Origin of the sequence: Oryzicola mucosus, assembly GCF_014534685.1 — a bacterium.
Taxonomy (GTDB): domain Bacteria; phylum Pseudomonadota; class Alphaproteobacteria; order Rhizobiales; family Rhizobiaceae; genus Oryzicola; species Oryzicola mucosus.
In genome coordinates, this window is sequence record NZ_JACVVX010000007.1 from 14,107 (window position 1) to 37,409 (window position 23,303).

The following is a 23,303-nucleotide window of genomic DNA, read 5'->3' on the forward strand; positions in this document are numbered from 1 at the left end:
GTCAGACTGGATCCCATAAGAAAACGTCGCCCGAAACTTCGAGCGGGACGAGCGAGCCCTTGAAGGCAGCATTCATCATCTGGCCAAGCGATGACGGAGTCCAACCGTCGGCGGTATGGACGGTTCGCACGGGCCGGGGCTGGCTAAACAGCATCACCTCGTTATTGCGAACGCAGAAGATCTGGCCGGACATGTCCTTCGCCTCGTCTGAGCCGAGGAAGACAACGAGTGGGGCGACTTTGTCGGGATCCATCTGCTGGAACTTGGCGACGCGCGCTTTCTCTGCCTCAGTCTCGTTCGGGATCGAGCTCGTCATCCGGCTCCAGGCGAAGGGCGCGACGCAGTTCGACCGGACATTGTAGCGCCGCATATCGAGCGCGATGCCGCGTGACATGCCGACGATCGCCATCTTTGCGGCCATGTAATTGGCCTGTCCTACCTGTCCGATCAACCCGGAGGTTGAGGTCATATGTACGAAGCTACCCGTGTTCTGCTCACGAAAGCGCGCGGCCGCCGCGCGGCTTAGGGCAAAGCTGCCGTGCAGATGCACCTGGATGACATCCGACCAGTCGGACCAGGACATCTTGTGGAAGATGGAGTCGCGGATGATGCCGGCATTGTTCACGACGATATCGACGCGCCCGAACGCTTCGACCGCTGCTTCGACGATGCCTTCTGCGTTTTTCGGCTCGGAAATTGAAAGGGTGCTGGCAATCGCAACGCCGCCCGCAGCCATGATTTCCTTGGCTACACGGGCTGCCAGACCCGTATCTTCGCCGGATCCGTCGAGCGCGACACCGATGTCATTGATTACGACTTTGGCGCCCTCGGCGGCGAGCTGCATCGCGACCGAGCGCCCTATGCCACGACCCGCGCCGGTGACGATCGCCACCTTTCCATCAACCATTCCCATCCTAGCGCTCCCTTAGCCGTGCATCGTCAGGCCACCGGAGACGCTGATCGTCTGGCCGGTGATGAAGGCGGCATCGTCGCTGAGAAGAAAAGCGATCATGCCGGGATAATCGTCTGGCTTGCCGAGACGCTGCAGCGGGATAGCGCGGGCCAGGCCCTCGGCAATCTTGCCGCCGGTGGGTGAGGCAGCCTTGAAACCGTCGAACAGAGGCGTGTCCGTCGGCCCCGGTGCCACGACATTGAGCACAACGCCGCTTCGGGCGAGCTCGCGGGCAACGGTCTTGGTGAAAGCGATGATACCGCCCTTGCACGCGGAATAAACGGCTTCGCCGGACGATCCTACTCGGCCTGCGTCCGACGAGATGTTGACCACACGACCGAAGCCTCGCTCCGCCATGCGCTTGACCACCACGTGATGCATGTTGAGCGGCCCATAAAGGTTGATCTGGATCACCTTGTCCCAAAAAGCGCGATCCGTATCGAGAAACGGCACCGGGAGGTCCCAGCCGGCTACGTTTGCCAAAAGCTCGACAGGGCCGGCCTCTGCCTCGAAGGCATCGACGGCCTTTTCGATAGAATCACGGTCGGTGATGTCCACCCGAAAGGGAAGCACCCGGCCACCGGTCGATTTGGCGCTCTCGCTGACCTCTCTCGCGGCCTGTTCATTCAGGTCGAAAATCGCGACGATGCAGCCCTCTTCCGCCAGGCGCAAGGTCGCCGCCCGGCCGATTCCACTTGCGCCACCGGTTACGATGACGCGTTTTTCCTTCAGTCCGCGCAAATCCGTGCTCCATAAAATATGTAATCTGCTCCTAGCTTCGAGGGCGAGCCCTGCCAATTTTTCTCTGTTGGCCATCCTCGGTTTCACACGTATCTGCTGTTTACGGATGGTCGGTTGGTGAAATCTCGTTGACACGAATAAGCGCGCCGTTCACAATGCTGAACGCCATTCAAAAAATGGCAGGACAGTATGTGGGAGGAAATCGCATGACGTCTTCGAACAAGCCTGCATCAGCGGGCGAGGGAACGCATATCGTCAAATCCGTCGCCAGAACGTTAGAAATCCTGGAGTATTTTGATGAAGTGCGACAACCCGTAAATGTGATAACCGTCTCGCTGGCACTAGGATATCCGCAGTCCAGCACCTCGGCGCTGCTTCGCAGCATGGTTGCAATGGGCTACCTCAAATTCGATCGTGTTGAGCGAACATATCTTCCGACCGACAGAGTGCCGCTTCTCGGCTGTTGGCTAAATCCAACTTTATTTGCGGAAGCATCGCTGCCGCGCCTTCTTCAGGCAATTACCGAACGCAGTGGGCAGCTTGTCCTGCTTGGCGCGCGCAATGGCGACCATGCCCAATACATTCAGGTTCTGGATGTCAACCATGCCGTCGATCACCATATCCGATTGGGCACGAAGCGTCCGTTGGCGACCTCCGGCGTTGGCAAGGCGCTTCTCAGCGCCCATGATGACAAAGAGGTTCGTCGGATATTTCACCGGATCAATGCTTATCGCGAGGAAGGCGTCGAAGCGATTAAGATACCCGAGCTTTTACTTTCGCTCGCCGACGTACGTCGCAAAGGCTATTTTGTTTCCATCGATCAGGTAGTGAACGGCTCTGGCTTGATCGCCATGCTGCTGCCGACCGAATGCACAGATCGTCCACTTGCTCTCGGCATCGGCGCCCCGACTGCAACCATCCTAGCTCGAGAATCGGAATTGGTGCAGATCATGCGCGAAGAAATGAAGCGATTTTTCGGACAATTTATGAACGAGACAAACGTCCCGAAGGCCGCGAATCGGAATGCGTTTGGCGGCCAGAAAATTCAGGCGCCAACGCAGACGGTGGTCAAACGCCCATACACCTCCATCATGCAGACTGTTTGACGCCAAGGATCGAAATTCAGAACCGTGTTGAATGGCTGGCGCCCGTCGCTCCAGCCATTTTTGTTTGACAGGGTGAACGGTCGTCAAATTTTAGGAGATGTTATGGGACCGCTCAGCGGGGTAAAAATTGTAGAGCTCGCAGGGATCGGACCAGGTCCGATGTGCGCGATGTTGCTCGCCGATCTTGGCGCGACGGTGCTGCGAGTTGAACGGAAAGTGCCGTCGGGTCTTGGTATTGCTCGCCCGCTAAAATACAATCTCTTGCTAAGGGGCCGCAAACAAATTGCCGTCGATCTGAAAAGCAAGGCAGGGGTCGATTTCGTTCTTTCTCTTGTGGAAGAGGCGGATGGGTTGATCGAAGGTTTTCGGCCCGGTGTCACGGAACGGCTGGGATTGGGGCCAGATGACTGCCTGGCACGCAATCCCCGCCTGGTTTATGGGCGCATGACCGGCTGGGGTCAGACAGGTCCGCTTGCTCAGGCGGCGGCACACGATCTCAACTATATCGCCATTACCGGCGCACTGGCCGCTATAGGCCGCAAAGACCAGCCACCGACCCCGCCGCTCACGCTTGCCGGCGATCTTGGCGGCGGTGCTCTCTATCTCGCCCTCGGTATGCTCGCGGCGATTATCGAAGCGCGCAGCTCTGGCAAGGGCCAGACGGTCGATGCTGCGATTTCCGACGGAACCGCGCACCTGATGACAAATTTCCACGGTATGCGCGCCGCCGGGCTGATGTCGCTGGAGCGGGGTACCAACTACTCGGATTCCGGTGCTCCTTTTTATGACGTCTATGAATGCGCCGACGGCCGCTTCGTCTCTGTTGCGCCGATCGAGGAGAAGTTCTTCGAACTGTTGGTGGAGAAGATTGGCCTCTCGGTCGCTGAGCTTCCGCCTCAGAACGACAGAGACCGCTGGCCCGAAATTAGGGAGCGGTTCGCGGCACGGTTCAAGGAAAAGACCGCCGCAGATTGGTGTGACCTTCTGGAAGGGACAGACGCCTGCTTCGCACCTGTTTTGACGATGGACGAGGCCCCGGATCATCCGCATATGAAAGCCCGCGGCGTCTATGTCGAGATCGACGGCGTGGTACAACCCGCTCCTGCCCCGCGCTTCAGCCGCACGGTTCCCGAGAATCCTTTTGCAGCCAAGGCTGCGGACGACACACCGATAGCGGAGGCCCTATTCGGTTGGAATGTAGCCGGCGATGAGTCGGATTGGACGGCAAAGGGCGCGATTGGCTGAAAAAAAGACCCCGGCGCTTAAAGTGCCGGGGTCGCCGGTCCAGCCTTGGGAGGATTTCCTGGCCGGTCTTGTTATTTGCCGTTGAATTCCGGCAGACGTTTTTCACGGAACGCGTCGATCGCCCCTAAATGGTCTGCGCTGCGAACCAGCATCGGATGATGGTCGCGTTCGGCGCGAAACGCATCGTCAAGCGTGAGTACGCCATCGGCATAGACCGCTTTGGTCACCGCGATGGAGAGCGGCGCAGCAGCGGCAAACTGTTCTGCGACGACCAGCGCCCGCGCCAGCGCTTCGCCGTCCGCCGCGACCTCATCGACCAGTCCTATCGTTTCGGCCTCGGCCGCCTGCAGTGTTGGAGCAAGCATAATGAGCCGCTTGGCGCGGCCGAGGCCAACACGCTGCGGGAGGGTCCAGTACAGACCGAGATCGGGCGCGAGCCCAACCTTGGCAAAGGCGGCGCAGAATTTAGAGCGCTGCGAGGCGACCACGAAATCGCAACCGGCCACCAGCGACATGCCGGCTCCGAAAGCGGCCCCTTCGACTGCAGCAATCACCGGCTTGGCGCCGTTGACCACGGCGCGAATGATCCGGTGCGCGCCGCCAATATAGACGCGCGTATCAAGAACCTGACGGTCGCGCTGCATGCGCGAGACGTCGCCTCCCGAGCAGAAGGCGCCGTTTGCTCCCGTGAGCACGATGGCGCGGCAGTTCCAGTCGCCCATCAGTGCCTCGAGCCGGTCGCCAAGGTCGCGGATCATTTCCGGCGAAAGCGCGTTTTTTGTCTTGGGATTGTCCATTGTGACGACAACGACATTGCCCTTGAACTCGACCTTTACCGGCGACTCGTGTTCCGCGCTCACAATGTTGCCTCCGATCCTAGAATTAGCGTCGCTTGGCTCGACAGCGTACCGCCATTGCCGTGCGATAATGCCAAGTTCACATCCTTGGCTTGGCGGTCTCCCGCGATGCCCATGACCTGCTCCATGGCCTCGACGATGGTAAAAAGACCGTACATGCCAGGATGGACACAGGACAGGCCACCGCCATTTGTATTGACGGCAAGCTTTCCTCCTGGCGCAATGGCTCCGCCTTCGACGAACCGTCCGCCTTCGCCCTTGGGGCAGAAGCCGAGGTCTTCAAGAAAGAGAATAGTGTTGATGGTGAAGGCGTCATAGATTTCCACCACGTCGATATCCTTCGGACCGACGCCGGCATGAGCGTAGGCGCGACGGCCGGATTCAACGGCTGCGGTCACGGTAAGATCGGGCATGGAGGCGATCTCCATGTGCGTCGTGGCCGAGCCGGCGCCGAGGAGGTAGGCAGGCCTTGAGGCATGATCCTTTGCCCGGTCGGCACGCGTCATGACGACAGCGGCAGCGCCATCGGTCACGAGGCAGCAATCGTTCTTTGTGAAAGGATCGGAGATCATCCGCGCTTTCAGGCAATCCTCGATTGTCAGGGCGCCATGCATGAATGCATCGGGATTGAGGTTTGCCCATTTCCGTGCCGCTACTGCGACTTCGGCAAGTTGTTCACGAGTGGTGCCATATTGATGCATGTGGCGCGAAGCGGCAAGCGCGTAGGCCGAGATCGGCAGCATCGGCTTGTAGGGCGCCTGATAGATCGACGGCTTGGTGCTGGAGATCAACTTGCCCGAGGCCGTCCGCTGGTTGCTGCCATAGGCGATCAGCGCTACGTCGCATTCGCCGGCGGCTAGCGCCAGAGCGGCCATGTGCGCATAGGTCTGAAAGGAAGATCCGCCCGTGCGATTGTTGCTCATCACGCTCGGCTGGATGCCAAAATATTGCGCCATCGTCAGCTGCGACATCATATCGGACGGCAGCGCTACAAACAGCCCGTCGACGTCGGCCGGGGTCAGACCAGCCTTGTCCAGTGCCTTCAAACTGGCATGCACGGCAAGATCCATGGAATCGAAGCCCGGTGCCTCGCCCATGCCGAAGGTTGCGCCGGCGACGAAGGCGGTGGCACCACGGGGAAATGCCTGGATGCTCATGCCAATGCTCCTGTTACCGGAGTAAAGACGACGAAGGACCGCCCGTCCTCCGTAACGATGCCTGCCTTGACCGGCATCCCGATCTTCACCGCATCCGGCGCGATTCCATCTACCCTCGACATCATCCGCGGTCCTTCGGCAAGGTCGACCAACACGACATTATAGTCTTTCTCCGGGGGGCGCTTGTGCACGACAGTCACGGCATAGACGACGCCGTCGCCCGAGGCTTCCACCCATTCGAGGTCTCGCGAGCCGGTGCGCGGCTCGGCGACGCGCGGATAGAAGACATGGTTACCGCTGGAGCGGCTGCGCTGTATCATGAAGCGTCCCTCTGCGAGGAAGGCTTCGAAATCTTGGTCTGGTCTGATCTGGTCCATAACATCCACGGATTTGCTGGCCTCGCTTTTCTTTGGAGGAAGTTTGGCCCCCGCGGGAGTCGGGCATGGTTCAATCGCATATATGCGTTGGCGAAGGAGGCGCAGCCTTCTTTCGCATATCCGTGATGGCTTGCCGATGCATATTTACCAGCAGTGCCGATAGCGGCATGCCACCTTAAACAAAGTGTGAGGATGACTATGCCGCTGATCCAGTTTGTCAATCGAGTGTGGTTCGATGCGGGTGCCACCAAGAGGATCGGCGCTGAATTGCAGAGGCTCGGCGTCAAGCGACCCTTGGTCTGCACCGATCGCGGCATCGCCGCTGCCGGTATCCTCGATCAGGTGAAGGAGCACTGGCCGGAAGACCTGCCCTGGATTGTCTTCGATGGAACACCGCCGAACCCAACGGAGGCAGCAGTGAAGGCCGCGTTGGAACTCTACCGAAGCGAGGGCTGCGATGGGATCGTAGCCATTGGTGGCGGCTCGCCGATCGACCTCGGCAAGGCCGTCAACCTGCTTGCCAGCCACGCGGAGCCGCTCGCCCAGTACGAAACTGCGCGAAAGGGCCAGGGAAAGATCGGCAAGGTTGGCCCTCTGATCGCCGTGCCGACGACGGCCGGCACGGGCACTGAGGTCAGCGTTGGTACTATCATCGTCACGGAGGACGGGCGCAAATCGACCATCGCCAGCCCCTACCTCATCCCCAACGCGGCGATTTGCGATCCCGAACTGACGTTAAAGCTTCCCGCGTCGCTGACGGCGGCTACAGGTATGGATGCAGTGACCCACTGTATTGAGGCCTATCTGTCGCCGCTCTATAACCCGATAGCAGACGCCATTGCCCTCGACGGGTTGAAGCGGTCAATTCGCGATGGCGCGCTGGAACGTGCGGTCGCCGATGGTAGCGACATCAATGCCCGCAGCGATATGATGATGGCGGCGCTAGAAGGCGCCCTTGCCTTCACCAAGGGGCTCGGGGCAGTGCATTCGATGAGCCATGCCGCCGGTCGGATAGAGAAGCTGAAGCTGCACCATGGGACGCTCAACGCGGTCCTGCTGCCGCCGGTCCTACGCTTCAATGCGCCGCATGTCGGCACCAAGCTCGATGACATCGCTGCGGCCATGGGCCTGAAATCGGGCGGTGACGTCGCCGAAGCCATCTCCGCGCTCAACCGCCGGCTCGGCATTCCTGCGTCGCTTGGTGCGATGGGCGTGACCGCCGATGCCGTCGACGAGATGGTTGGCTATGCCAGCGACGACGTTTCGACGCTGACAAATCCCGTGAAACCGTCGGCAGAAGACTATCGCGCGCTCTTTGGAGCATCGTTGACTTAAGGCTTCGCTCACCCACACAAGGACAACGTTGCATGTCCAACCTCTATGACCTGCCAGATGAAATCAGTGTTTCCGCAGAAGGCGCGTTACGCGTGATCACGCTTAACCGCCCGGAGGATATGAATGCGTCCACCAGCGAGATGCTTTTTTCGTTTCCCAAGCTGTTTCAGGCACTTGCCGCTGACAAACAGGCTCGCGTCGCGATTTTGACGGGCGCCGGACGGGCGTTTAGCGCGGGCGGCGACATGAACCATTTCGTCAAGACCCTAGAAGATCCGGAGTTTGCTGCGGAGGTCCAGGAAAACGCACGCCGGACCATCCATGGGTTCATCGATGTCCCAATCCCAATCATTGCGGCGGTCAATGGACCAGCAGTCGGCTGGGGCGCCACGCTGGCCACGCTATGCGATATTGTGTTGATGTCGGAAAACTCCTTCATAGCCGAGCCACACATTAATATTGGTCTCGTAGTAGGCGATGGCATTTCGGTTTCCTGGCCTCTTTACATGAGCCTGCTGCGGGCAAAGGAGTTAATCTTTACCGGCGAGCGGATCACTCCGCAGCGGGCGGTAGAATACGGCTTGGCTAACAGGGTGGTTGCGCCGGACGCTTTGATGGGAGAGGCGCGCGCGTTGGCAGCGAAGATGATTGCCCAGCCGGCCAATGCGCTACGCGAGAGCAAGAAGCTCATGAATTCCTACTTGCACCGCTCTGCTGCTAGCATGCTCGACACAACGCTTGCACGCCAGCTCACCGCCACCTTGAGCGACGAACACCATGCGATTGCCTCTGAATTCATCTCAAATCAGAAGCGAAAGTCGCAGAATTGAAGTCAGCGCACACAATTTCATTGTTGCGTCGAAGCCACTGGCGAGCACAGCACTGGATATTATACGTAAATTTATGCGCTTCTCGTGATCATCAATTCAGATCAGGCGGACTGCACGGCGGCAGCAATCTTCGCTGCACAAGCTCTTTTGAAGGCGATATGATCTGCGGCCTTAAGCTTGGTGGTCGGGCGCCATCACCACGGTCGATGGTGTCTTCATCGCGATCGGTCATTCTCCTGCCGTCACTTTCTTCGGCGGGCAGCTTAGACAGAAGTCCAATGGCTACCTCTGGAAAGAAGCGTGCAGCACCCGAACCAGTATTCCAGGCGTATTCGCCGCCGGGGATGTCGCCAACGACATCTATCGCCCAACCGCGACTGTGGCGGACTCTGCTGCATGGGGCTCTCGAAGCAGAAAATTCCTGAACAGCCTTGAGGGCAAGCAGCAGGCAGCCTGAACACAACGATCGACTTTAAAGGGGGTGCCGGTAGGGCGCCTCCTTTTCTGTTTTTCAAAACCGCGGAACAATTACCGCATCGAGGGCGATGGCGCCGCCTTTTCCGCTGAGGATACGCAGGGGATTGAGGTCGAGGCTTTCGATGGTATCGCTGTTTAGCGCCGCAAAGCGCGAGACGGCGGCGAGCACCTTTGCCAGCGCCTCGATGTCGTAACGGCCCGCACCGCGCACGCCTTCCAGCACAGTATATCCCTTGATTCGCCGGATCATCGCCATTGCCTCCGTCTCATCGAACGGCGCGATGCTGAAGGTTACGTCCTTCAGCACTTCCACAAGAACGCCACCCAGACCGAACATCACAACCGGGCCGAAAACCGGATCGCGCATCACGCCGACGATGGTCTCGACGCCCTGCGGCGCCATGGGTGCGACAAGCACGCCGTCGATGTCGGCGTGGGGCATATGGCCACGGACATTGTCCATGATGGTATCGAAGGCAGTACCCGCAGCGCTGGTATCCTTGATGTTGAGGACGACACCGCCGATGTCGGACTTGTGCTGGATCTCGGCAGAGACGATTTTCATGGCGACGGGGAAGCCGATTTCGGAGGCGGCGGCAACCGCCGCGGTCCGGTCCGACGCAAGGCGCTCCTGCAGGAAGGGAACTCCAGCCTCACCTAGGACAGCCTTTGCAACATGTTCCGAAAGCGTCCCGGAATTCGGCTCGAAGCGTGGCGCTGTGCCCGCCACCGAGAGACCTGTCTTGACTTCGAAGCTCCGGCCGAAATGGGTGAGGGCGCCCACCACCTGCACGGCCCGGTCTGCATCTTGGTAAACCAGGAAGCCTGCATCGCGGTAGCTTTTCACTGCATCCGGCGGCGCGGCCATGCACAGGACGGCAAGCCGGTCACCGCCAGCCGCCGCTACGCCCGCGAGAATGGCGTCGCGCAGCTTGGTGCCATAGGCCTTCGCCGCCGGCACCGTGGTCAGGAAACTTACCAGCGAATCATATCCGCCGTCCCTTAGAACGATCTCGAGGTTCTTGGCGACGAGCGACATGTCGTTCATGACCTGCGCTGTAGTGTCGATCGGATTGGCGACTGCGGCGTAGGGAAGAAGGGCGCGCAGTTTCTCTTGTGCAGGCTTCGGCATGGGGGCAACATCAAGCCCGTAGGTTTCTGCCGCATCGCACATCTGGACCCCGACACCTCCCGAAAGTGTCACGATACCTAGGCGGTTGCTGACTGGGAATTTGCCCGCGAGGCAGGCTTCGGCAATGTCCAGTTGCTCTTCCGTGGTACGGGCGCGGAAGGCCCCATACTCGCGGAAGACCGCGTCGTAAACTGCATCGGTGCCGGCCAGCGACGCAGTATGCGACGAGGCGGCGATGGCGCCGGCCGCCGAGCGGCCGACCTTCATGACGACCACCGGCTTGCGCGCCGCGCGAGCGGTCGCGAGCGCCCGCATAAAGGCTGGGCCGTTGCGCACGCCTTCAAGATAGACCGCTATCACCTGGACGTCGTCGCGCAGGGCGAGCCAGGCGATCGCCTCTGCGGCGTCGACATCCGCTTCGTTGCCGGTCGTGATCCAGTAATTCAGGCCGAGGCCGCGTTCGCGGGCGAGATAGGCGATGTAGCCCCCATAGGCGCCACTTTGCGACACAACGGCGACGCCGCCGGCCGGTGGGACGCCGCCGTCGAGCGACTGGGTGAAAGTACCGTAAAACCGGCTGCTCGCCGAGAAAAGCCCCACGCAGTTCGGGCCAATCAGTCGGACGCCTCCCTGTTTGCCGAGGCGCACCAACTCCCGCTGTAACGCCACCCCATCGCCGCCGGCTTCCGCGAAACCGGACGACATGATGATGGCTGAGGCAACACCCTTCTTTCCAGCGTCAGAAACGGCCTGGAGGACATGCTGAGCGGAGACGGCAATGATTGCGACGTCAGGAATTTCAGGCGGGTCGAGAAGCGACGGATAGGCCTTCAGGCCCTGGACCGTCTGACGCTTCGGATTGATCGGGTAGATGGTGCCGGCGAAGCCATAAGCTTTGAGATAGGCCAGCGGCCGACCGGAAATGCGGACCGGATCGTCGGATGCGCCGACCACGGCGACTGAGCGTGGATTGAAGAGTTGGTCGAGCCGGCTGTCCGGTAGATCGAGAGGCTGCATGGTCTTTCCTGGCCGATGGGGAGAAGCATGATGTCTGGTCGATAGCAGGCGCGAATTCTACGTGTGGTTCCATGGTGCAGTGCCACAAAGTTCATATGTGCTCAAAACTGCCGCCGTCGCACGGGTCGTCCTGGATCAGCTATGAAGCGACCTGAATAGAGGTAGCGGGAGAAGGGACATTATGAGCATCTGGTCGGACAAGGGGCACTTCATCAACGGTATCTGGACCGGAGCGAACGGTGCGACACCGGTCGAAAATCCGACGGACCACTCCATCATCGCTCATATTTCCGCCGGGTCCACGCGCGACGTTGATTCCGCGGTGGCCGCCGCGAAGACCGCATGGCCTGCCTGGATGGCTACGCCGGTTGCCGAGCGTGCCGCATTACTCGCCCGCGTCGCCGAGCTGATAGAGGCCCGGCAGGATGACCTTGCCAGAGCCATTACCTTCGAGGTCGGCATGCCACTGAAGCTGGCGAAGATGATTCAGGTCGGTCTGCCGCTGCAGAGCTTCCAGAACACCTCTCGCATCGCCAGCGCATTTCCGTTCGAACGGAAGGTCGGCAATTCCATGGTGCTGCAGGAGGCCGTCGGCGTCGTTGCCGCAATAACGCCGTGGAATTATCCCCTGCACCAGATCGCTGCGAAGGTGGCGCCTGCGCTTGCCGCCGGGTGCACGGTCGTGCTGAAGCCCGCTGACCTGGCGCCGCTGAATGCCCTTTTGTTGGCGGATATCTTCGAGGCTGCCGGCGCGCCGGCCGGCATCTTCAACGTCGTGACCGGATCCGGCGCGAAGATCGGGCTGCATTTAGCTACCCATCCGGATGTCGACATGATTTCGTTCACCGGCTCCACCCGCACCGGCGCCACGCTTGCGCGCGAAGCGTCCGCCCAGATAAAGCGTGTTTCCCTGGAATTGGGCGGGAAGTCCGCCGCCTTGGTGTTGGAGGACGCCGACATCGTGAAGGCGGTCAAGGCTACGGTGAATGCCTGCTTCCTCAATTCCGGCCAGACCTGTTCGGCACTGACGCGTCTGATCGTGCCTGCATCGCGCAAAGACGAAGCCGTCGAGATCGCCCGCGAGGCGACGCGCGCTTTCGTGCTCGGCGATCCGATGGACCCTGCGACACGGCTCGGACCGGTGATCTCGGAAAAACAACGCGAGGGCATCCGACGCCTGATCCGAACCGCGGCAGACGAGGGCGGAACACTGGTGACCGGTGGCGCAGAGGCGCCGGACGGCCTAGATCAAGGTTACTTCGTCAAGCCGACGATCTTCGCCGACGTGATTCCGGATTCCACGTTGGCGCAGGAGGAGGTCTTCGGGCCGGTTCTGGCGATCCTGACGGCTAGCGACGATGACGATGCGGTAGCAATCGCCAACAACTCGCGCTACGGGCTCTCCGGCTCCGTCTGGGCCGGCAGCTCGGAACGCGCCACTGCCGCCGCCCGCCTCATTCGCACCGGCCAGATCGAGATCAACGGCGGCCGCTTCAACGCGCTGGCGCCGTTCGGCGGCTTCAAGCAGTCCGGCTACGGCCGCGAACTCGGCGTTTACGGCATCGAAGAGTTTGTCGAGCCGAAGGCGTTGCAGTTCTGAGGGCGTTCCAGCAAACGGGAAACGGCCTTGCCTCAAATGGCAAGGCTTTTTACACTGGAAAAAAAGCTCAGCTACCCGACCGGAGCAGTTCGTCGAGCAACTGGCGTTTCAGGATCTTGCCGGTGGAGCCGAGCGGCAGGTTACTGTGGATCAAGAGACGCGACGGAACCTTATAGGGCGCGACCTCGGTGCGCATGTGGCTTTTAAGCTCGCTTTCCGATATCGCCGCCTCGTCGCGCGGCTGCACGAAGGCAACAACCTCCTCGTCGCCGTCCGGACGCCGGACGCCCAAGACGGCTGATTGCAGCACCCCGGGGTGTCGGTTCAAGGCAGCTTCCACCTCGGCCGGATAGACATTGAAGCCGGATCGGATGATCATCTCTTTTTTGCGGCCGACAATGCGGATTTCGCCGTCCTCGGCGCGGGTCGCAAGGTCGCCCGTCGCCATCCATCCGCCGTCGCGCAGCGCTTCGCCAGTGGCCTCCGGATTGCGGTAGTAACCCTGCATCATCCCCAACGCGCGGGCCCACAACTCGCCGATTTCGCCCGGCACCGCATCTTTCCCGTCTTCGCGGACGATGCGGATTTCCGCTCCTGGCTCGGCATAGCCTATGCTGTCATGGTCGTAGTCCCGGTCAGGGCGTGTGCGCGTAATGGGGCAGCATTCCGTCATGCCATAGCCATTGACGAGCCGAACTCGGAAAAGCCTCTCGATTTCGGCTTTCAGCGTCGGATCGAGCGGTGCGCCGCCTGATGAAATATACTCGAGACGCGATCCAGACATGTCGATACCGTTGGTGCGGATGTGATCCAGCATGCGGGTGTAGACGGTCGGCACGAAAGAAAGATGCGTCAGCGTCCCGTTGGCGATGCGGCGCACGACATCCGGCACGTCGATGCGTCCCGTGAAAGTAAGGTTGGCTCCCCCTGTCAGGACTGACATCAATGTGCAGATGCCCATGACGTGGGAAAGCGGCGCACCGCCATCGTAGCTACCGCCTGGCCTTACCTTACGGACATCGGCAAGGGCCGCACCAATCCTGAGAAGGGCGGTATGGCTGAGCATTACCGCCTTCGGAAGTCCCGTTGTACCAGAGGTAAAGAGAACCAGCGCCGTCTGACGCCCAGCGTCTTTCTCGACGAGTTCCCGCGTGTAGCCTCCAATCGTGGCGACTGAAAGTTGACCGAGCACTCCAGCATCGACGGTCGTTGCACCGACGCGACCTGCGAACTCGATAGCCTCCCGGGACGAGGTGGAGGCTATCACAACGACCCGCGGCTCGACCAAATTGCGCAAGGCTTCCATTTCCGCGGCTGCGACCCGAGCATTAACGATGCATGGCCAAGCGTCCATGGCCTGGGCGCCCAGCATCAGCACCGGCGCCACTAGATCGTTGTCGGCAACGATGAAGACCCTGTCGCCGGGCTGCGCTCCTTGTCGCCGCAAGAAATCCGCTGCCCGGCTTATCTCATCGACGAGAGTTGCGTAGGTGAGGCGCTGGGCGCCGTGGATGAGGGCAAGCGCAGTCGGGGTTTCTCCGGCCCATCGATAAATGGCGTCCGAGGTTCGCGCCTCCGGAGCAAAATTGAGATATGGGATCGTCGTCATCGCGGCGACATGCTCCTTGCAGGCCCGCGCAGAGCGGCCGGTTGCTTAATCGACGGTCGCGCCCGACGCCTTCACGATCGGCGCCCAGCGGGTCATTTCCGCCTGGACGAAGGCTTGGAAGTCCGCCGGCAGCTGGTAGATGATCTCTGCACCCATTTTGCCGTAGTAGTCTTCGGCTTCCTTGCTTGCGAGGATGGTTTTAATCTCACTGCTGATTTTAGCGAGAATGTCATCCGGAATGCCCTTCGGACCAATCAGCGCGTACCAGCTTGTGACGTCGAAGTCCGGGTAGCCGGATTCAGCAACGGTTGGGACGTCGGGTAGCTGCCTAGACCGTGTCTTCGTCGTCACCGCCAGCGCCTTGACCGCGCCGGCCTTGATCTGACCGAGCGCACCAGGGAGATTGTCGACCGCCACGTCGAGCTCTCCCGACATGATGGCGTTCATCAGCGGAGCGCTGCCCTTGAAGGGGATGTGGGAAATCTGCGTGCCGCTGTTTTGCATCAGCAGGACGCCGATCATTTGCGTCGAACTCCCGACGCCGATCGAACCCTGCGAAATCTCGCCTGGATTTTCCTTGGCGGCCTTCACGAGATCAGCCAGCGAATTGTAAGGAGAATCCTTCGGCACATAGATCACATTCGGAAAGCCGGCGATACGCGCCACGAAGGTGAAGTTGGCGGGGTCGTAGCTAAGCTTCTTGTACAGCGTCGGGCCGATGCCGTGCGGCGCGACGGACGTCATGCCGAACGTGTAACCGTCAGGTGCTGAACGCGAGACAAATTCATTGGCGATGTTGCCGCCTGCACCAGGCTTGCTTTCAATCACGAATTGCTGGTTCAACATCTTCGAGAGTGGCTCGGAAAAGCCACGGACGACCATTTCGACCGGTCCGCCCGGCGCGCCGCCGCCTATGATCGTCACCGGCTTGGCCGGCCAATCCTGGGCCTGCGCCGAGATGGCGCACGTCACGCTTAGGACGCTGGTCATGAGAGCTGTAGTCAGGAAACGCATGCTGTTCTCCTCCAATCCGACTGCTGCACAGTTTCCCGTCCATGAACGGGCTTGCAAGTCCGATGACGGGTTCGCAAGCCTGGGAGCATGGATGTGTTTTCAGGCATGCGGACGGTGTTGAGCGGCAAAGAAGCTTCGAATCTCCCTCGTCAAAAGGTCGGGGGTTTCGAGGCCCGGGAAGTGCCCGCCCTTCGGTGCGACGAACCAGCCCTGCACATTGAAGGCCAATTCCGCGAGCCGCCTCGGCGGCGGACCCGTGCGCTCCGTCTTGCCTGGTGAACTGCTCCGCGGGGCTTCCAGAAAGAAGCCGCTCGGCACCTCGACTCGTTGACCTGGTGCAAGGCGCACGGGATCTCGCCGGCTTTCATAGTAGATACGCGCTGAACTCGAAGCAGTCTGCGTAAACCAGTAAAGGCTGAGCGTTGCGAGGATGGAGTCCATTGCAATGATTTCTGCCGGGTCATCGATACAGTCTGCCCAAGCCCTCCATTTTTCGATGATCCAGGCGGCGAGACCTGCGGGAGAGTCGTTCAGCGGAATGCCGACGGTCGCAGGCTTCGTGCCCTGCTGGTAGAAATAGCCGAACTCCTCATCGTTCCAGCGCCGACGCCGCTCGCCATAGGCCTTCTCCTCCAAATCGGACGCATTCGGCCTGGCATCGGGAGACATCAGGCTCAGGTAGCCCATCTGGATCGCGCTTATTCGATCAGGATGGTCGAGGCCCATCAGCGCCGTGACATAGGCGCCCCAATCGCAGCCGAAAGCCGCGAAGCGGTCATAGCCGAGCCTTTGCATCAGTTTGACCCAGAGGCCGGCAATGCGGCGCGGAGACATACCTGGCCATTGCGGCGCCGCCGAGAAGCCGAAGCCCGGCAGCGAAGGGACGACGACGTCAAATGCAGGCCCGTCTTCCGGGCCGTTGCCGACGGGGTCGGTGAGGCGATCGACGATCGGTAGATATTCCAGAAAGCTGCTCGGCCACCCATGCGTCAAAATCAATGGCACTGCATTGGGACGTGGCGAGCGGACCCAAAGGAAGTGGATCTGCTGGCCGTCGATCTCGGTCACGAAATTTGGCCGCGCGTTCAGCCGTTTCTCGAAAGCCGGCCAATCGAATTGGCCCCAGAGGCACACAATCCGGCGTATGTAAGCCTGATCGGCGCCTCCCGCCCAGCCATCTTGCGGCCCGGCGGGAGGCCAGCGGGTCTCGGCGAGACGGCGATGGAGGTCGTCGATATCCGTTTGCGGAACACTGCTCCAGAAAGGTTGAATGAGAGCCGTCATTGCTTCGCCTCCACAGCGTCTTGCGGGACCTGAAGCGACGCAAGCCGCGCCATCGCCATAACCGCATCGTCGACGATCTCGTCAAAGATCGCCTCGACCGGCTTGATCTTGTCTGCGAAGACGACCGCGGGGCCATAGTCGATCATGCCCTTAGACACATCGCCGCTGCGGTAGGCGTGGCGTGTTACGGCGCCGTTTATATGCGGGCGATAGGCCTCGAAGTCAGTGACCTTGTCGTCCTCGAGAGCCAAGATGGCTTTTGCGCTATCGTTGTCGAGCACCCGGTGATGGTCGCGCAGGAGTTTCTTAACGACTTGGCTCTCGGTGCCGTCGCCGGCGACAACCCTTCGCTTGTAGTCTTCGTGAACCCAAAGCTCTTCAGCGACCATCATGCGCGAGCCCATCAGCATAGCACCGCAGCCCATGGAAAGGGCAGCTACAAGCTGGCGGCCGGTGCCAAATCCGCCGGCCGCCACCACTGGTATGCTCGCGATTTCGGGGGCCCGCGTCGCTTGAACGATCGAACTGATCTGATAGACGCCCGGGTGTCCGCCGCAGTCCGCACCAACTACGATCACCGCATCGGCGCCGATCCGCACCGCCGTTGGCACGTAGCGAACGGCCGGGACCTTGTGCAGAACCTTGATGCGCATCTCCTTGAGTGCCGGAATGATTGGCTCAGGACTGGCGCCTGCCGTCTCGACGCACGCCACGCCGTACTGATCGAGCAGATGCAACAGATCCAGCACACGCTCGACGCCACCGGCGAAGCGGGAAATATAAAGGTTGACGCCGAACTGCTTGCCGCCCGTCAGTTGACGGCAAATCTTAAGCTCTTCCTCGAAACGGTCGGGGTCGTCGTAACCGGTCGATACGATGAAGCCCATTCCGCCGGCATTCACCGTCGCGGCGACATAGCGTCCGTCCGATACGCCGGGACCAAGTCCGCCGCACAGCAGCGGATGGCGTATTCCCAGCAAAGTGGTGATGGAGGTTTCGAAAACCTGTGGTCGCATGTCGTTCGCCCGATCTCACTCGCAACGACATTGAAGCTCATTGGGTGCCCCCCGCCAGCAAGGTCCAAAAACAGAGCACATTCGTGTTGTCTGACCGCGCCGGCCAGCTTGGGATTGGACCGGGCAAGGGGCCATGGTGCTAGAAGTCTGCGCAGTCATGCCGGAGCCCCACATGAAGCTTCTTTCCGACGTTCACGAGCGCAACGCATCCTTGTTTCCAAATGCGCCTGCGATCGTCTTCGGCCAGCAGGTGATCAGTTTCGGCAGCCATTGGAGGCGACTCAATCAGCTGGCCGATGGCTTGCACCGAGGTGGCGCTCGCCGGCAGGACCGGATTGCCATGCTGGCTATGAACACGCCCGAATATATTGAGGCGTACGGTGCCTGCGAACGCGGCGGTTATATCTTCAGTACCGTCAATTTCCGGCTGGCTGCGCCGGAGATCGCCTTTGTCTTGAAGGACAGCGCACCGCATACCCTGATCTTCGAGGCGCAATACGCCGAATTGGTGGACAGCCTGCGCAGCGAGCTTGAGATCGAGAGCTATATCTGTCTCGGCGGACAGACGCCGCCATGGGCGCTTTCCTACGAGGAGGTTCTGGCGGCCGGCTCGCCTGAAGGACCGCCTTTCCGCGGAAAACCGGACGACGGCGTTCTTATCATGTATACAAGCGGCACGACGGGGCGGCCGAAAGGCGTGCTGCGCTCGCAATATGGCGAGGCCCGGCTCGCCGAGGTTATGGCAGGCCAACTCGCTATGACCAGCGATGGCAGGCAACTCCTGATGATGCCGTTCTTTCATGCCGGGTCGCGCAGCCAATATATCGGCAGCTTCTGGAAAGGCGGCGCCGTCCATATGCACAGGGTCTTTGATCCGCAACTCATCCTGAAAACGATCGAGGCCGATCGCATCACCCATCTTCATCTGGCGCCCACAATGGTGCAGAGCATCCTCGACGTTCCGGACATAGGCGATTACGATCTGTCCAGCGTTCGAACAATCCTGTACGCGGCGGCACCCATGCCGGTGCCAGTACTCAGGCGAGGTCTGGCTGTTTTCGGTCCGGTCTTCGCCAACGGGTACGGCTCTACCGAAGTCAACTGCACATGTCATTATCCGCACCAGCATAAACTGAACGGCACGCCGGACGAAGTTCGCCGGCTCGGCTCGGTCGGCCAGCCCGCCACAGATACCGATATCCGCATTGTCGACGATCATGGCAACGAGTGCCCGGCGGGAACGCCTGGGGAGGTGGTGGCGCGTTCGGGCACCGCCCTGATGCGCTACTGGAACAATGACAAGGCAACGGCACAGTCACTTAGGGACGGGTGGTTCCGCACTGGCGATGTCGGCTATCTGGACGACGAGAAATTCCTTTTCCTGGTAGACCGGAAGAAGGACATGATCATTTCGGGCGGCGAGAACGTTTATTGCCGGGAAGTCGAAGAGGCGCTGATCACTCATCCAGCACTGTCTGATGTCGCTGTCATCGGTGTGCCGGATGCGAAATGGGGTGAAACGGTGAAAGCCGTTGCCGTGCTAGCCCCCGGCCGGCATGCGACGCAGGATGACCTCATCGAGCACGCCCGAAGCCTGATTGCGCGGTACAAATGTCCGAAATCTGTCATTTTCGTCGACGACCTGCCACGTTTGCCCAGCGGCAAGGTCAGCAAAGTCATACTTCGACAGCTCTACGGAGCATGTCTTTAGGGCCGAGTGCTCAACCCGGCGAGCCGCGCAATCGTCGCTTCGGCTTCTCCGACGAGCCGGCGGACGAGTTCCGCACAACTCGGCACGTCATTGATCAGGCCGAGCGCGATGCCTGACGGGATGGGCGCTTCAGCAAGCCGCCCCGAAATCAACGCCCGGTGCCAAAGCTCGGCAGAGATCAGCGGCGCCAGAGCCTCCTTGCTAGCACCTGCTCGCTCCATCGCCAGCACTTCCGCCGTCACCGGCGTTTTCAGCACGCGAACGGAATCGCCCAGCGACCGGGCGACAAGCGTCGTGTCCCTTTCGCTCGCTTGCGAAAGACCGGTTTTGCTGTCGGCGTGGATCGGGCTTTCCTCTGTGACGAGGAACCGCGTTCCCATGTTGACGCCGACGGCGCCGAGCGTGAGAGCGGCGGCGAGCCCGCGGCCGTCGGCAAAACCGCCGGAGGCAATCACTGGAATCGTCAGTTCATCCACCGCGCGCGGTACGAGCACGAGGCTCGGCACGTCGTCCTCCCCCGGGTGCCCGGCGGATTCGTAGCCGGTGACGCAGACGGCATCGACGCCGTATTTTTGCGCCGAAAGCGCATGGCGTACAGATGTGCATTTGTGGATGACCTTCACGCCGGATTTCTTTAGCCTATGAATGAAGGCAGCCGGCTTTGCGCCCGATGTTTCAACGACGGCGATGCCTTCACCGACGATGACGTCGATATAGTCGTCATATGGGTGGGAGGCGATGTTCTCGGGCAGCAGAGTGAGGTTCACGGCGAAAGGCTTCGCGGTCAGCCGACGCGTCTGGCGTATTTCTTCGGCCAGGTCGCTGCCAGTCGGCTGAGTATGGGCCGACAGGGTTCCAAGCGCCCCGGCATTGGAGACGGCAGCCACGAACGGTGCACGCGAAATGTAGCGGAACCCGCTTTGCATGATTGGGTGTTCGATCCCGAAAAGGGAGGTCATGGGCGTGGAAAGCATCGTCTGATCCTCAAGCTCGTCGATCGAATGTGCGTCGGTGGCCATTGCGAAAAAATCCCACAAGCCGAAGCGCCACATATGTAATTTGAACGCCCGGAGCCGCCTGGCGTGGTGGCGCTTTGAAAACGGCGCGGCGATAACATGACCTGAGAAGCGAGGCGACATGAGCTACAAGACAATCCTCTACGATACCGCCGATGGTGTCACCACGATCACGTTGAACCGTCCCGAGCAGATGAACAGTCTCAATGACGAGATTGTCGCCGAGCTCTACGAGGCTATGTGGCAGGCGGATGCGGACCCCGAAACGCGCGTTATCGTGCTCACGGGTGCCGGTCGGGCGTTCTGCGCGGGCGGAGACATCAGCGGCTTCGGGGGGCAGACACCAAAGGAATTGCTCACCAAGCTGCCTCGGCTGTTCGACATGAACAAGCGGCCTGACTATCAGACCCGCCATACCTATTTTCCGCGGCTGCGAAAGCCCGTGATCGGCATGCTGAACGGCGCCACCGCCGGGCTCGGGATGGTCTATGCGCTCTGCTGCGATATCCGCTTCGCCGCTGAAAACACCGTCTTCACCACTGCCTTCGCACGCCGTGGCCTTTCCGCCGAGTACGGCATGGCGTGGATGCTGCCGCTCGTCGTCGGCCATGCCAACGCGCTAGAGTTGCTGCTGTCTGGCCGCAAGTTCCATGCGCCGGAGGCCAAGAAACTTGGCCTCGTCAATCGTGTCTTCCCGGCTGACAAACTGGTTGAAGAAACATACACGTACGCCAAGGAGATGGCCGTATGGTGCTCGCCGCGCTCTATGCGCACCTTGAAGGAACAGGTCTACGAGGTCCCGTTCCAGTCGTTGGCCGAAGCCGTCCGTATGGCTAATCAAGACATGCTCGTCAGCAACCTTTGCGCCGATTTCAAAGAGGGAACGGCAAGCTTCAAAGAGAAACGCACGCCCAATTTTCCAGGTGAGGACGATTGAGCATGGTTCCTGAAAAGATGCGCGCTTTGATGGTTTCCGCCTATGGCGACTGGAATGCAGCGCAGATATCGTGGGCGGATCGCCCGTCACCGGCTGCGCATGAAGTGCTGATCCGTACCGAAGCCGCCGCTCTGAATTTCCCCGATCTGCTGATGATCGAGGGCAAGTATCAGGTAAAGCCGGAGCTGCCGTTTGTGCCAGGCCGCGATGTCGCCGGCACGGTCGTATCAGTCGGTTCGGACGTCATTGATTTCAAGCCGGGCGATCGGGTGGCAGCCCAACCTCAGTTCGGGGCATTCGCCGAATATGTTGTGGCGCCGGATTGGACCTGTATCGCAATTCCCGAAGAAATCGATTTTGCAGAAGCTGCAGCGAGCGGCACGGTAATCGCTACCGTGGTCGGAGCCATGCGATTGCGGGCGCGACTCCAGCCCGGGGAATGGGTGTTGATGACGGGGGCGACTGGCGGCGTTGGTTCGGCTGGCATCCAATATGCCCGTCATCTTGGTGCTCGAGTTGTTGCCCTGGTCTCTTCCGGAGAAAAGGAAGCTGCCGCCCGCCGCTTGGGTGCCGAGATCGTGCTGCGTTCGGACAGGATCGCTGCATCGCGAAATGCGATGAAGGAAGCTCTGGCCGCAACTGGGCTTAAGGGCGTTGACGCGGTGGTGGACGTCGTCGGCGGCGACGCCTTCGAGGGTGCCATCCGCTGTCTGGTGCCGGGTGGACGGTACGTCGTTGTTGGGTTCGCGTCCGGACAGATACCGCAAATCCCGGCCAACTATGTCTTGGTCAAGGATCTGATCGTGCTCGGATCAACGCTCGACCGCCTATTCAAGCTGCGTGACCCTGGCCTCCTTGAGGGCATCGGGGATGCTTTCGCGGCGCTTGCCGCGGGCAAGATGACGGCTGAGATCGACTGCATTCTCCCGTTCACTTGTTTTTCCGAGGGCGCTGGGCGGATCGCGTCGCGCCGCGCGGTTGGCAAGATCGTTTTTCAAGGCTTCGGAAGGGAACGACAATGACGGACGACAATGCAGACGGTCGCATCAATGTCAGCAGCGATGGCGCCCTGCGACTGATCGAGATCGATCGCCCTGCCAAGCTGAACGGCTTCACGCCGAAGATGCTTAGTGAATATGCCTATGCGATAACTGACTTCGATCGGGATCCGGAGGCGCGTTGCGCGCTGATCTATGCGGGGGGTGCGAATTTCACGGCGGGGCTGGACCTCCCCAAGATTTCCGAGGCCTGGGCGCGCGGCGAATCCATTTATCCCGCCGATGCGCTGGATGTTTGGAACCTGCGGCCGCCCTTCCGACGCAAACCCATGGTCGTGGCCGTGAAGGGCATCTGCTACACCGTCGGCGTCGAGATGATGCTCTCTGCCGATATCGTGGTTGCCGCCGACAATTGCCGTTTTACCCAGATGGAGGTGAAGCGTGGCATCATGGCGGCAGGAGGTGCCACGATCCGCATGGTGGAGCGGGCAGGCTGGGGCAATGCCATGCGCTATCTCCTGACTGGAGACGAGTGGAACGCCGAGACAGCTCTGCGTTTCAACTTCGTTCAGGAGGTGGTGCCGGCAGGACAGGAGTTCGAGCGCGCTCGTGAGATCGCACTGAAGATCGCCGAGACGGTGGCGCCGCTTGCCGTAGAGGCGACGATCGCCAACGCCCGAACAGCGCTCGAAGAAGGTGCTGCGGCAGCGGTTGCGGGGTTCGACGAAATCCGGTCTCGTCTGCGTCAGAGCGAGGACGCGAAGGAAGGGGTCGACAGCTTCCGCGAGAAACGGGCGCCAAGATTTAAGGGCCGCTAGGCCAGAACAGCAGGAGGGCGCCGCAGGTGAACGTGGTATCGTGAGCACGGAGCCTGCACCGATCGGTCGCGTCT

The 23,303-nt window shown here is 60.6% G+C and carries 21 protein-coding genes; 10 read left to right on the forward strand and 11 right to left on the reverse strand.

The window, feature by feature from the left end; genetic code table 11:
• Window position 1: 1 nt before the first annotated feature.
• Both ICI42_RS18925 and ICI42_RS18930 read right to left on the reverse strand, forming a co-directional pair.
• A complete protein-coding gene (locus ICI42_RS18925; RefSeq protein WP_188166176.1) occupies window positions 2–907 on the reverse strand; it encodes an SDR family oxidoreductase in 906 nt (301 codons plus the stop codon).
• Window positions 908–925: 18 nt separating this feature from the next.
• Window positions 926–1,693 carry an SDR family oxidoreductase gene (locus ICI42_RS18930; protein ID WP_188166177.1) on the reverse strand — a complete coding sequence of 256 codons (768 nt, stop codon included), beginning with the start codon at window positions 1,691–1,693 and terminating at the stop codon, window positions 926–928.
• Between the two features lie 206 nt (window positions 1,694–1,899).
• Here ICI42_RS18930 and ICI42_RS18935 point away from each other — a divergent pair, with 206 nt between their 5' ends.
• Window positions 1,900–2,799 (forward strand): IclR family transcriptional regulator, encoded by a 900-nt coding sequence (locus tag ICI42_RS18935; RefSeq protein ID WP_188166178.1) that lies wholly within the window; start codon window positions 1,900–1,902, stop codon window positions 2,797–2,799.
• A 102-nt stretch (window positions 2,800–2,901) separates the two neighbouring features.
• Window positions 2,902–4,044 carry a CaiB/BaiF CoA transferase family protein gene (locus ICI42_RS18940; RefSeq protein ID WP_188166179.1) on the forward strand — a complete coding sequence of 381 codons (1,143 nt, stop codon included), beginning with the start codon at window positions 2,902–2,904 and terminating at the stop codon, window positions 4,042–4,044.
• A 71-nt stretch (window positions 4,045–4,115) separates the two neighbouring features.
• On the opposite strand, the gene ICI42_RS18945 is transcribed toward ICI42_RS18940, so the two are convergent.
• From ICI42_RS18945 to ICI42_RS18955, 3 genes are read right to left on the reverse strand one after another with little or no spacing between them, the layout of a single operon-like run.
• On the reverse strand, window positions 4,116–4,904 hold the full coding sequence (locus ICI42_RS18945) for an enoyl-CoA hydratase/isomerase family protein (RefSeq protein ID WP_210317374.1): 789 nt from the start codon (window positions 4,902–4,904) through the stop codon (window positions 4,116–4,118).
• Window positions 4,901–6,058: a thiolase gene (locus ICI42_RS18950; RefSeq protein ID WP_188166180.1), complete on the reverse strand. Its 1,158-nt coding sequence runs from the start codon at window positions 6,056–6,058 to the stop codon at window positions 4,901–4,903. The genes ICI42_RS18945 and ICI42_RS18950 overlap by 4 nt, the downstream gene beginning before the upstream one ends.
• Complete coding sequence (locus ICI42_RS18955) at window positions 6,055–6,435, reverse strand: Zn-ribbon domain-containing OB-fold protein (RefSeq protein ID WP_188166181.1); 381 nt, start codon at window positions 6,433–6,435, stop codon at window positions 6,055–6,057. Before ICI42_RS18955 ends, ICI42_RS18950 begins: the two co-directional genes overlap by 4 nt.
• Window positions 6,436–6,633: 198 nt before the next feature.
• Between ICI42_RS18955 and ICI42_RS18960 the strand changes: the two genes are divergently transcribed.
• The 3 genes from ICI42_RS18960 (at window position 6,634) to ICI42_RS24270 (ending at window position 9,057) form a co-directional block, all read left to right on the forward strand.
• Entirely contained in the window at window positions 6,634–7,770 is a 1,137-nt protein-coding gene (locus ICI42_RS18960) for an iron-containing alcohol dehydrogenase (protein ID WP_188166182.1), read from the forward strand.
• 32 nt (window positions 7,771–7,802) lie between these two features.
• On the forward strand, window positions 7,803–8,600 hold the full coding sequence (locus tag ICI42_RS18965; RefSeq protein ID WP_188166183.1) for an enoyl-CoA hydratase/isomerase family protein: 798 nt from the start codon (window positions 7,803–7,805) through the stop codon (window positions 8,598–8,600).
• Window positions 8,601–8,823: 223 nt separating this feature from the next.
• A complete protein-coding gene (locus ICI42_RS24270) occupies window positions 8,824–9,057 on the forward strand; it encodes a hypothetical protein (protein ID WP_407945189.1) in 234 nt (77 codons plus the stop codon).
• Window positions 9,058–9,111: 54 nt separating this feature from the next.
• Here ICI42_RS24270 and ICI42_RS18975 read toward each other — a convergent pair whose 3' ends face one another.
• On the reverse strand, window positions 9,112–11,226 hold the full coding sequence (locus ICI42_RS18975; RefSeq protein WP_188166184.1) for an acetate--CoA ligase family protein: 2,115 nt from the start codon (window positions 11,224–11,226) through the stop codon (window positions 9,112–9,114).
• Between the two features lie 181 nt (window positions 11,227–11,407).
• Between ICI42_RS18975 and ICI42_RS18980 the strand changes: the two genes are divergently transcribed.
• Window positions 11,408–12,826: an aldehyde dehydrogenase family protein gene (locus tag ICI42_RS18980; protein WP_188166185.1), complete on the forward strand. Its 1,419-nt coding sequence runs from the start codon at window positions 11,408–11,410 to the stop codon at window positions 12,824–12,826.
• Window positions 12,827–12,893: 67 nt separating this feature from the next.
• On the opposite strand, the gene ICI42_RS18985 is transcribed toward ICI42_RS18980, so the two are convergent.
• From ICI42_RS18985 to ICI42_RS19000, 4 genes are all read right to left on the reverse strand, one after another.
• On the reverse strand, window positions 12,894–14,435 hold the full coding sequence (locus ICI42_RS18985) for a class I adenylate-forming enzyme family protein (RefSeq protein WP_188166186.1): 1,542 nt from the start codon (window positions 14,433–14,435) through the stop codon (window positions 12,894–12,896).
• A gap of 45 nt (window positions 14,436–14,480) precedes the next feature.
• Complete coding sequence (locus tag ICI42_RS18990) at window positions 14,481–15,449, reverse strand: Bug family tripartite tricarboxylate transporter substrate binding protein (RefSeq protein ID WP_188166187.1); 969 nt, start codon at window positions 15,447–15,449, stop codon at window positions 14,481–14,483.
• Between the two features lie 99 nt (window positions 15,450–15,548).
• Window positions 15,549–16,733 (reverse strand): epoxide hydrolase family protein, encoded by a 1,185-nt coding sequence (locus ICI42_RS18995; protein ID WP_188166188.1) that lies wholly within the window; start codon window positions 16,731–16,733, stop codon window positions 15,549–15,551.
• The gene (locus ICI42_RS19000; RefSeq protein WP_188166189.1) at window positions 16,730–17,749 is read right to left on the reverse strand and encodes an NAD(P)H-dependent flavin oxidoreductase; all 1,020 of its coding nucleotides are present in this window, start codon (window positions 17,747–17,749) and stop codon (window positions 16,730–16,732) included. The genes ICI42_RS18995 and ICI42_RS19000 overlap by 4 nt, the downstream gene beginning before the upstream one ends.
• Before the next feature lie 172 nt (window positions 17,750–17,921).
• Between ICI42_RS19000 and ICI42_RS19005 the strand changes: the two genes are divergently transcribed.
• Window positions 17,922–19,460, forward strand: coding sequence for a class I adenylate-forming enzyme family protein (locus ICI42_RS19005; protein ID WP_188166190.1), 1,539 nt, complete (start codon window positions 17,922–17,924; stop codon window positions 19,458–19,460).
• Here ICI42_RS19005 and ICI42_RS19010 read toward each other — a convergent pair.
• Window positions 19,457–20,479, reverse strand: a complete 1,023-nt coding sequence (locus ICI42_RS19010) for an NAD(P)H-dependent flavin oxidoreductase (RefSeq protein WP_330999199.1) — start codon at window positions 20,477–20,479, stop codon at window positions 19,457–19,459. The two genes, ICI42_RS19005 and ICI42_RS19010, sit on opposite strands and share 4 nt — an antisense overlap.
• Window positions 20,480–20,597: 118 nt before the next feature.
• Between ICI42_RS19010 and ICI42_RS19015 the strand changes: the two genes are divergently transcribed.
• The 3 genes from ICI42_RS19015 to ICI42_RS19025 are packed head-to-tail and all read left to right on the forward strand — an operon-like array spanning window position 20,598 to window position 23,229.
• On the forward strand, window positions 20,598–21,413 hold the full coding sequence (locus ICI42_RS19015) for an enoyl-CoA hydratase (protein ID WP_188166191.1): 816 nt from the start codon (window positions 20,598–20,600) through the stop codon (window positions 21,411–21,413).
• Between the two features lie 29 nt (window positions 21,414–21,442).
• Entirely contained in the window at window positions 21,443–22,435 is a 993-nt protein-coding gene (locus ICI42_RS19020) for an NADPH:quinone oxidoreductase family protein (RefSeq protein ID WP_188166192.1), read from the forward strand.
• Entirely contained in the window at window positions 22,432–23,229 is a 798-nt protein-coding gene (locus ICI42_RS19025; protein WP_188166193.1) for a crotonase/enoyl-CoA hydratase family protein, read from the forward strand. Before ICI42_RS19020 ends, ICI42_RS19025 begins: the two co-directional genes overlap by 4 nt.
• The last annotated feature ends 74 nt before the right edge of the window (window positions 23,230–23,303 follow it).

Coding starts and splice junctions, on each gene's coding strand:
- ICI42_RS18925 (WP_188166176.1), bottom strand. CDS start 907: ATGGTTGATGGAAAGGTGGCGATCGTCACCGGCGCGGGTCGTGGCATA.
- ICI42_RS18935 (WP_188166178.1), top strand. CDS start 1,900: ATGACGTCTTCGAACAAGCCTGCATCAGCGGGCGAGGGAACGCATATC.
- ICI42_RS18940 (WP_188166179.1), top strand. CDS start 2,902: ATGGGACCGCTCAGCGGGGTAAAAATTGTAGAGCTCGCAGGGATCGGA.
- ICI42_RS18950 (WP_188166180.1), bottom strand. CDS start 6,058: ATGAGCATCCAGGCATTTCCCCGTGGTGCCACCGCCTTCGTCGCCGGC.
- ICI42_RS18955 (WP_188166181.1), bottom strand. CDS start 6,435: ATGGACCAGATCAGACCAGACCAAGATTTCGAAGCCTTCCTCGCAGAG.
- ICI42_RS18960 (WP_188166182.1), top strand. CDS start 6,634: ATGCCGCTGATCCAGTTTGTCAATCGAGTGTGGTTCGATGCGGGTGCC.
- ICI42_RS18965 (WP_188166183.1), top strand. CDS start 7,803: ATGTCCAACCTCTATGACCTGCCAGATGAAATCAGTGTTTCCGCAGAA.
- ICI42_RS18975 (WP_188166184.1), bottom strand. CDS start 11,226: ATGCAGCCTCTCGATCTACCGGACAGCCGGCTCGACCAACTCTTCAAT.
- ICI42_RS18980 (WP_188166185.1), top strand. CDS start 11,408: ATGAGCATCTGGTCGGACAAGGGGCACTTCATCAACGGTATCTGGACC.
- ICI42_RS18985 (WP_188166186.1), bottom strand. CDS start 14,435: ATGACGACGATCCCATATCTCAATTTTGCTCCGGAGGCGCGAACCTCG.
- ICI42_RS18990 (WP_188166187.1), bottom strand. CDS start 15,449: ATGCGTTTCCTGACTACAGCTCTCATGACCAGCGTCCTAAGCGTGACG.
- ICI42_RS18995 (WP_188166188.1), bottom strand. CDS start 16,733: ATGACGGCTCTCATTCAACCTTTCTGGAGCAGTGTTCCGCAAACGGAT.
- ICI42_RS19000 (WP_188166189.1), bottom strand. CDS start 17,749: ATGCGACCACAGGTTTTCGAAACCTCCATCACCACTTTGCTGGGAATA.
- ICI42_RS19005 (WP_188166190.1), top strand. CDS start 17,922: ATGAAGCTTCTTTCCGACGTTCACGAGCGCAACGCATCCTTGTTTCCA.
- ICI42_RS19010 (WP_330999199.1), bottom strand. CDS start 20,479: ATGGCCACCGACGCACATTCGATCGACGAGCTTGAGGATCAGACGATG.
- ICI42_RS19015 (WP_188166191.1), top strand. CDS start 20,598: ATGAGCTACAAGACAATCCTCTACGATACCGCCGATGGTGTCACCACG.
- ICI42_RS19020 (WP_188166192.1), top strand. CDS start 21,443: ATGGTTTCCGCCTATGGCGACTGGAATGCAGCGCAGATATCGTGGGCG.
- ICI42_RS19025 (WP_188166193.1), top strand. CDS start 22,432: ATGACGGACGACAATGCAGACGGTCGCATCAATGTCAGCAGCGATGGC.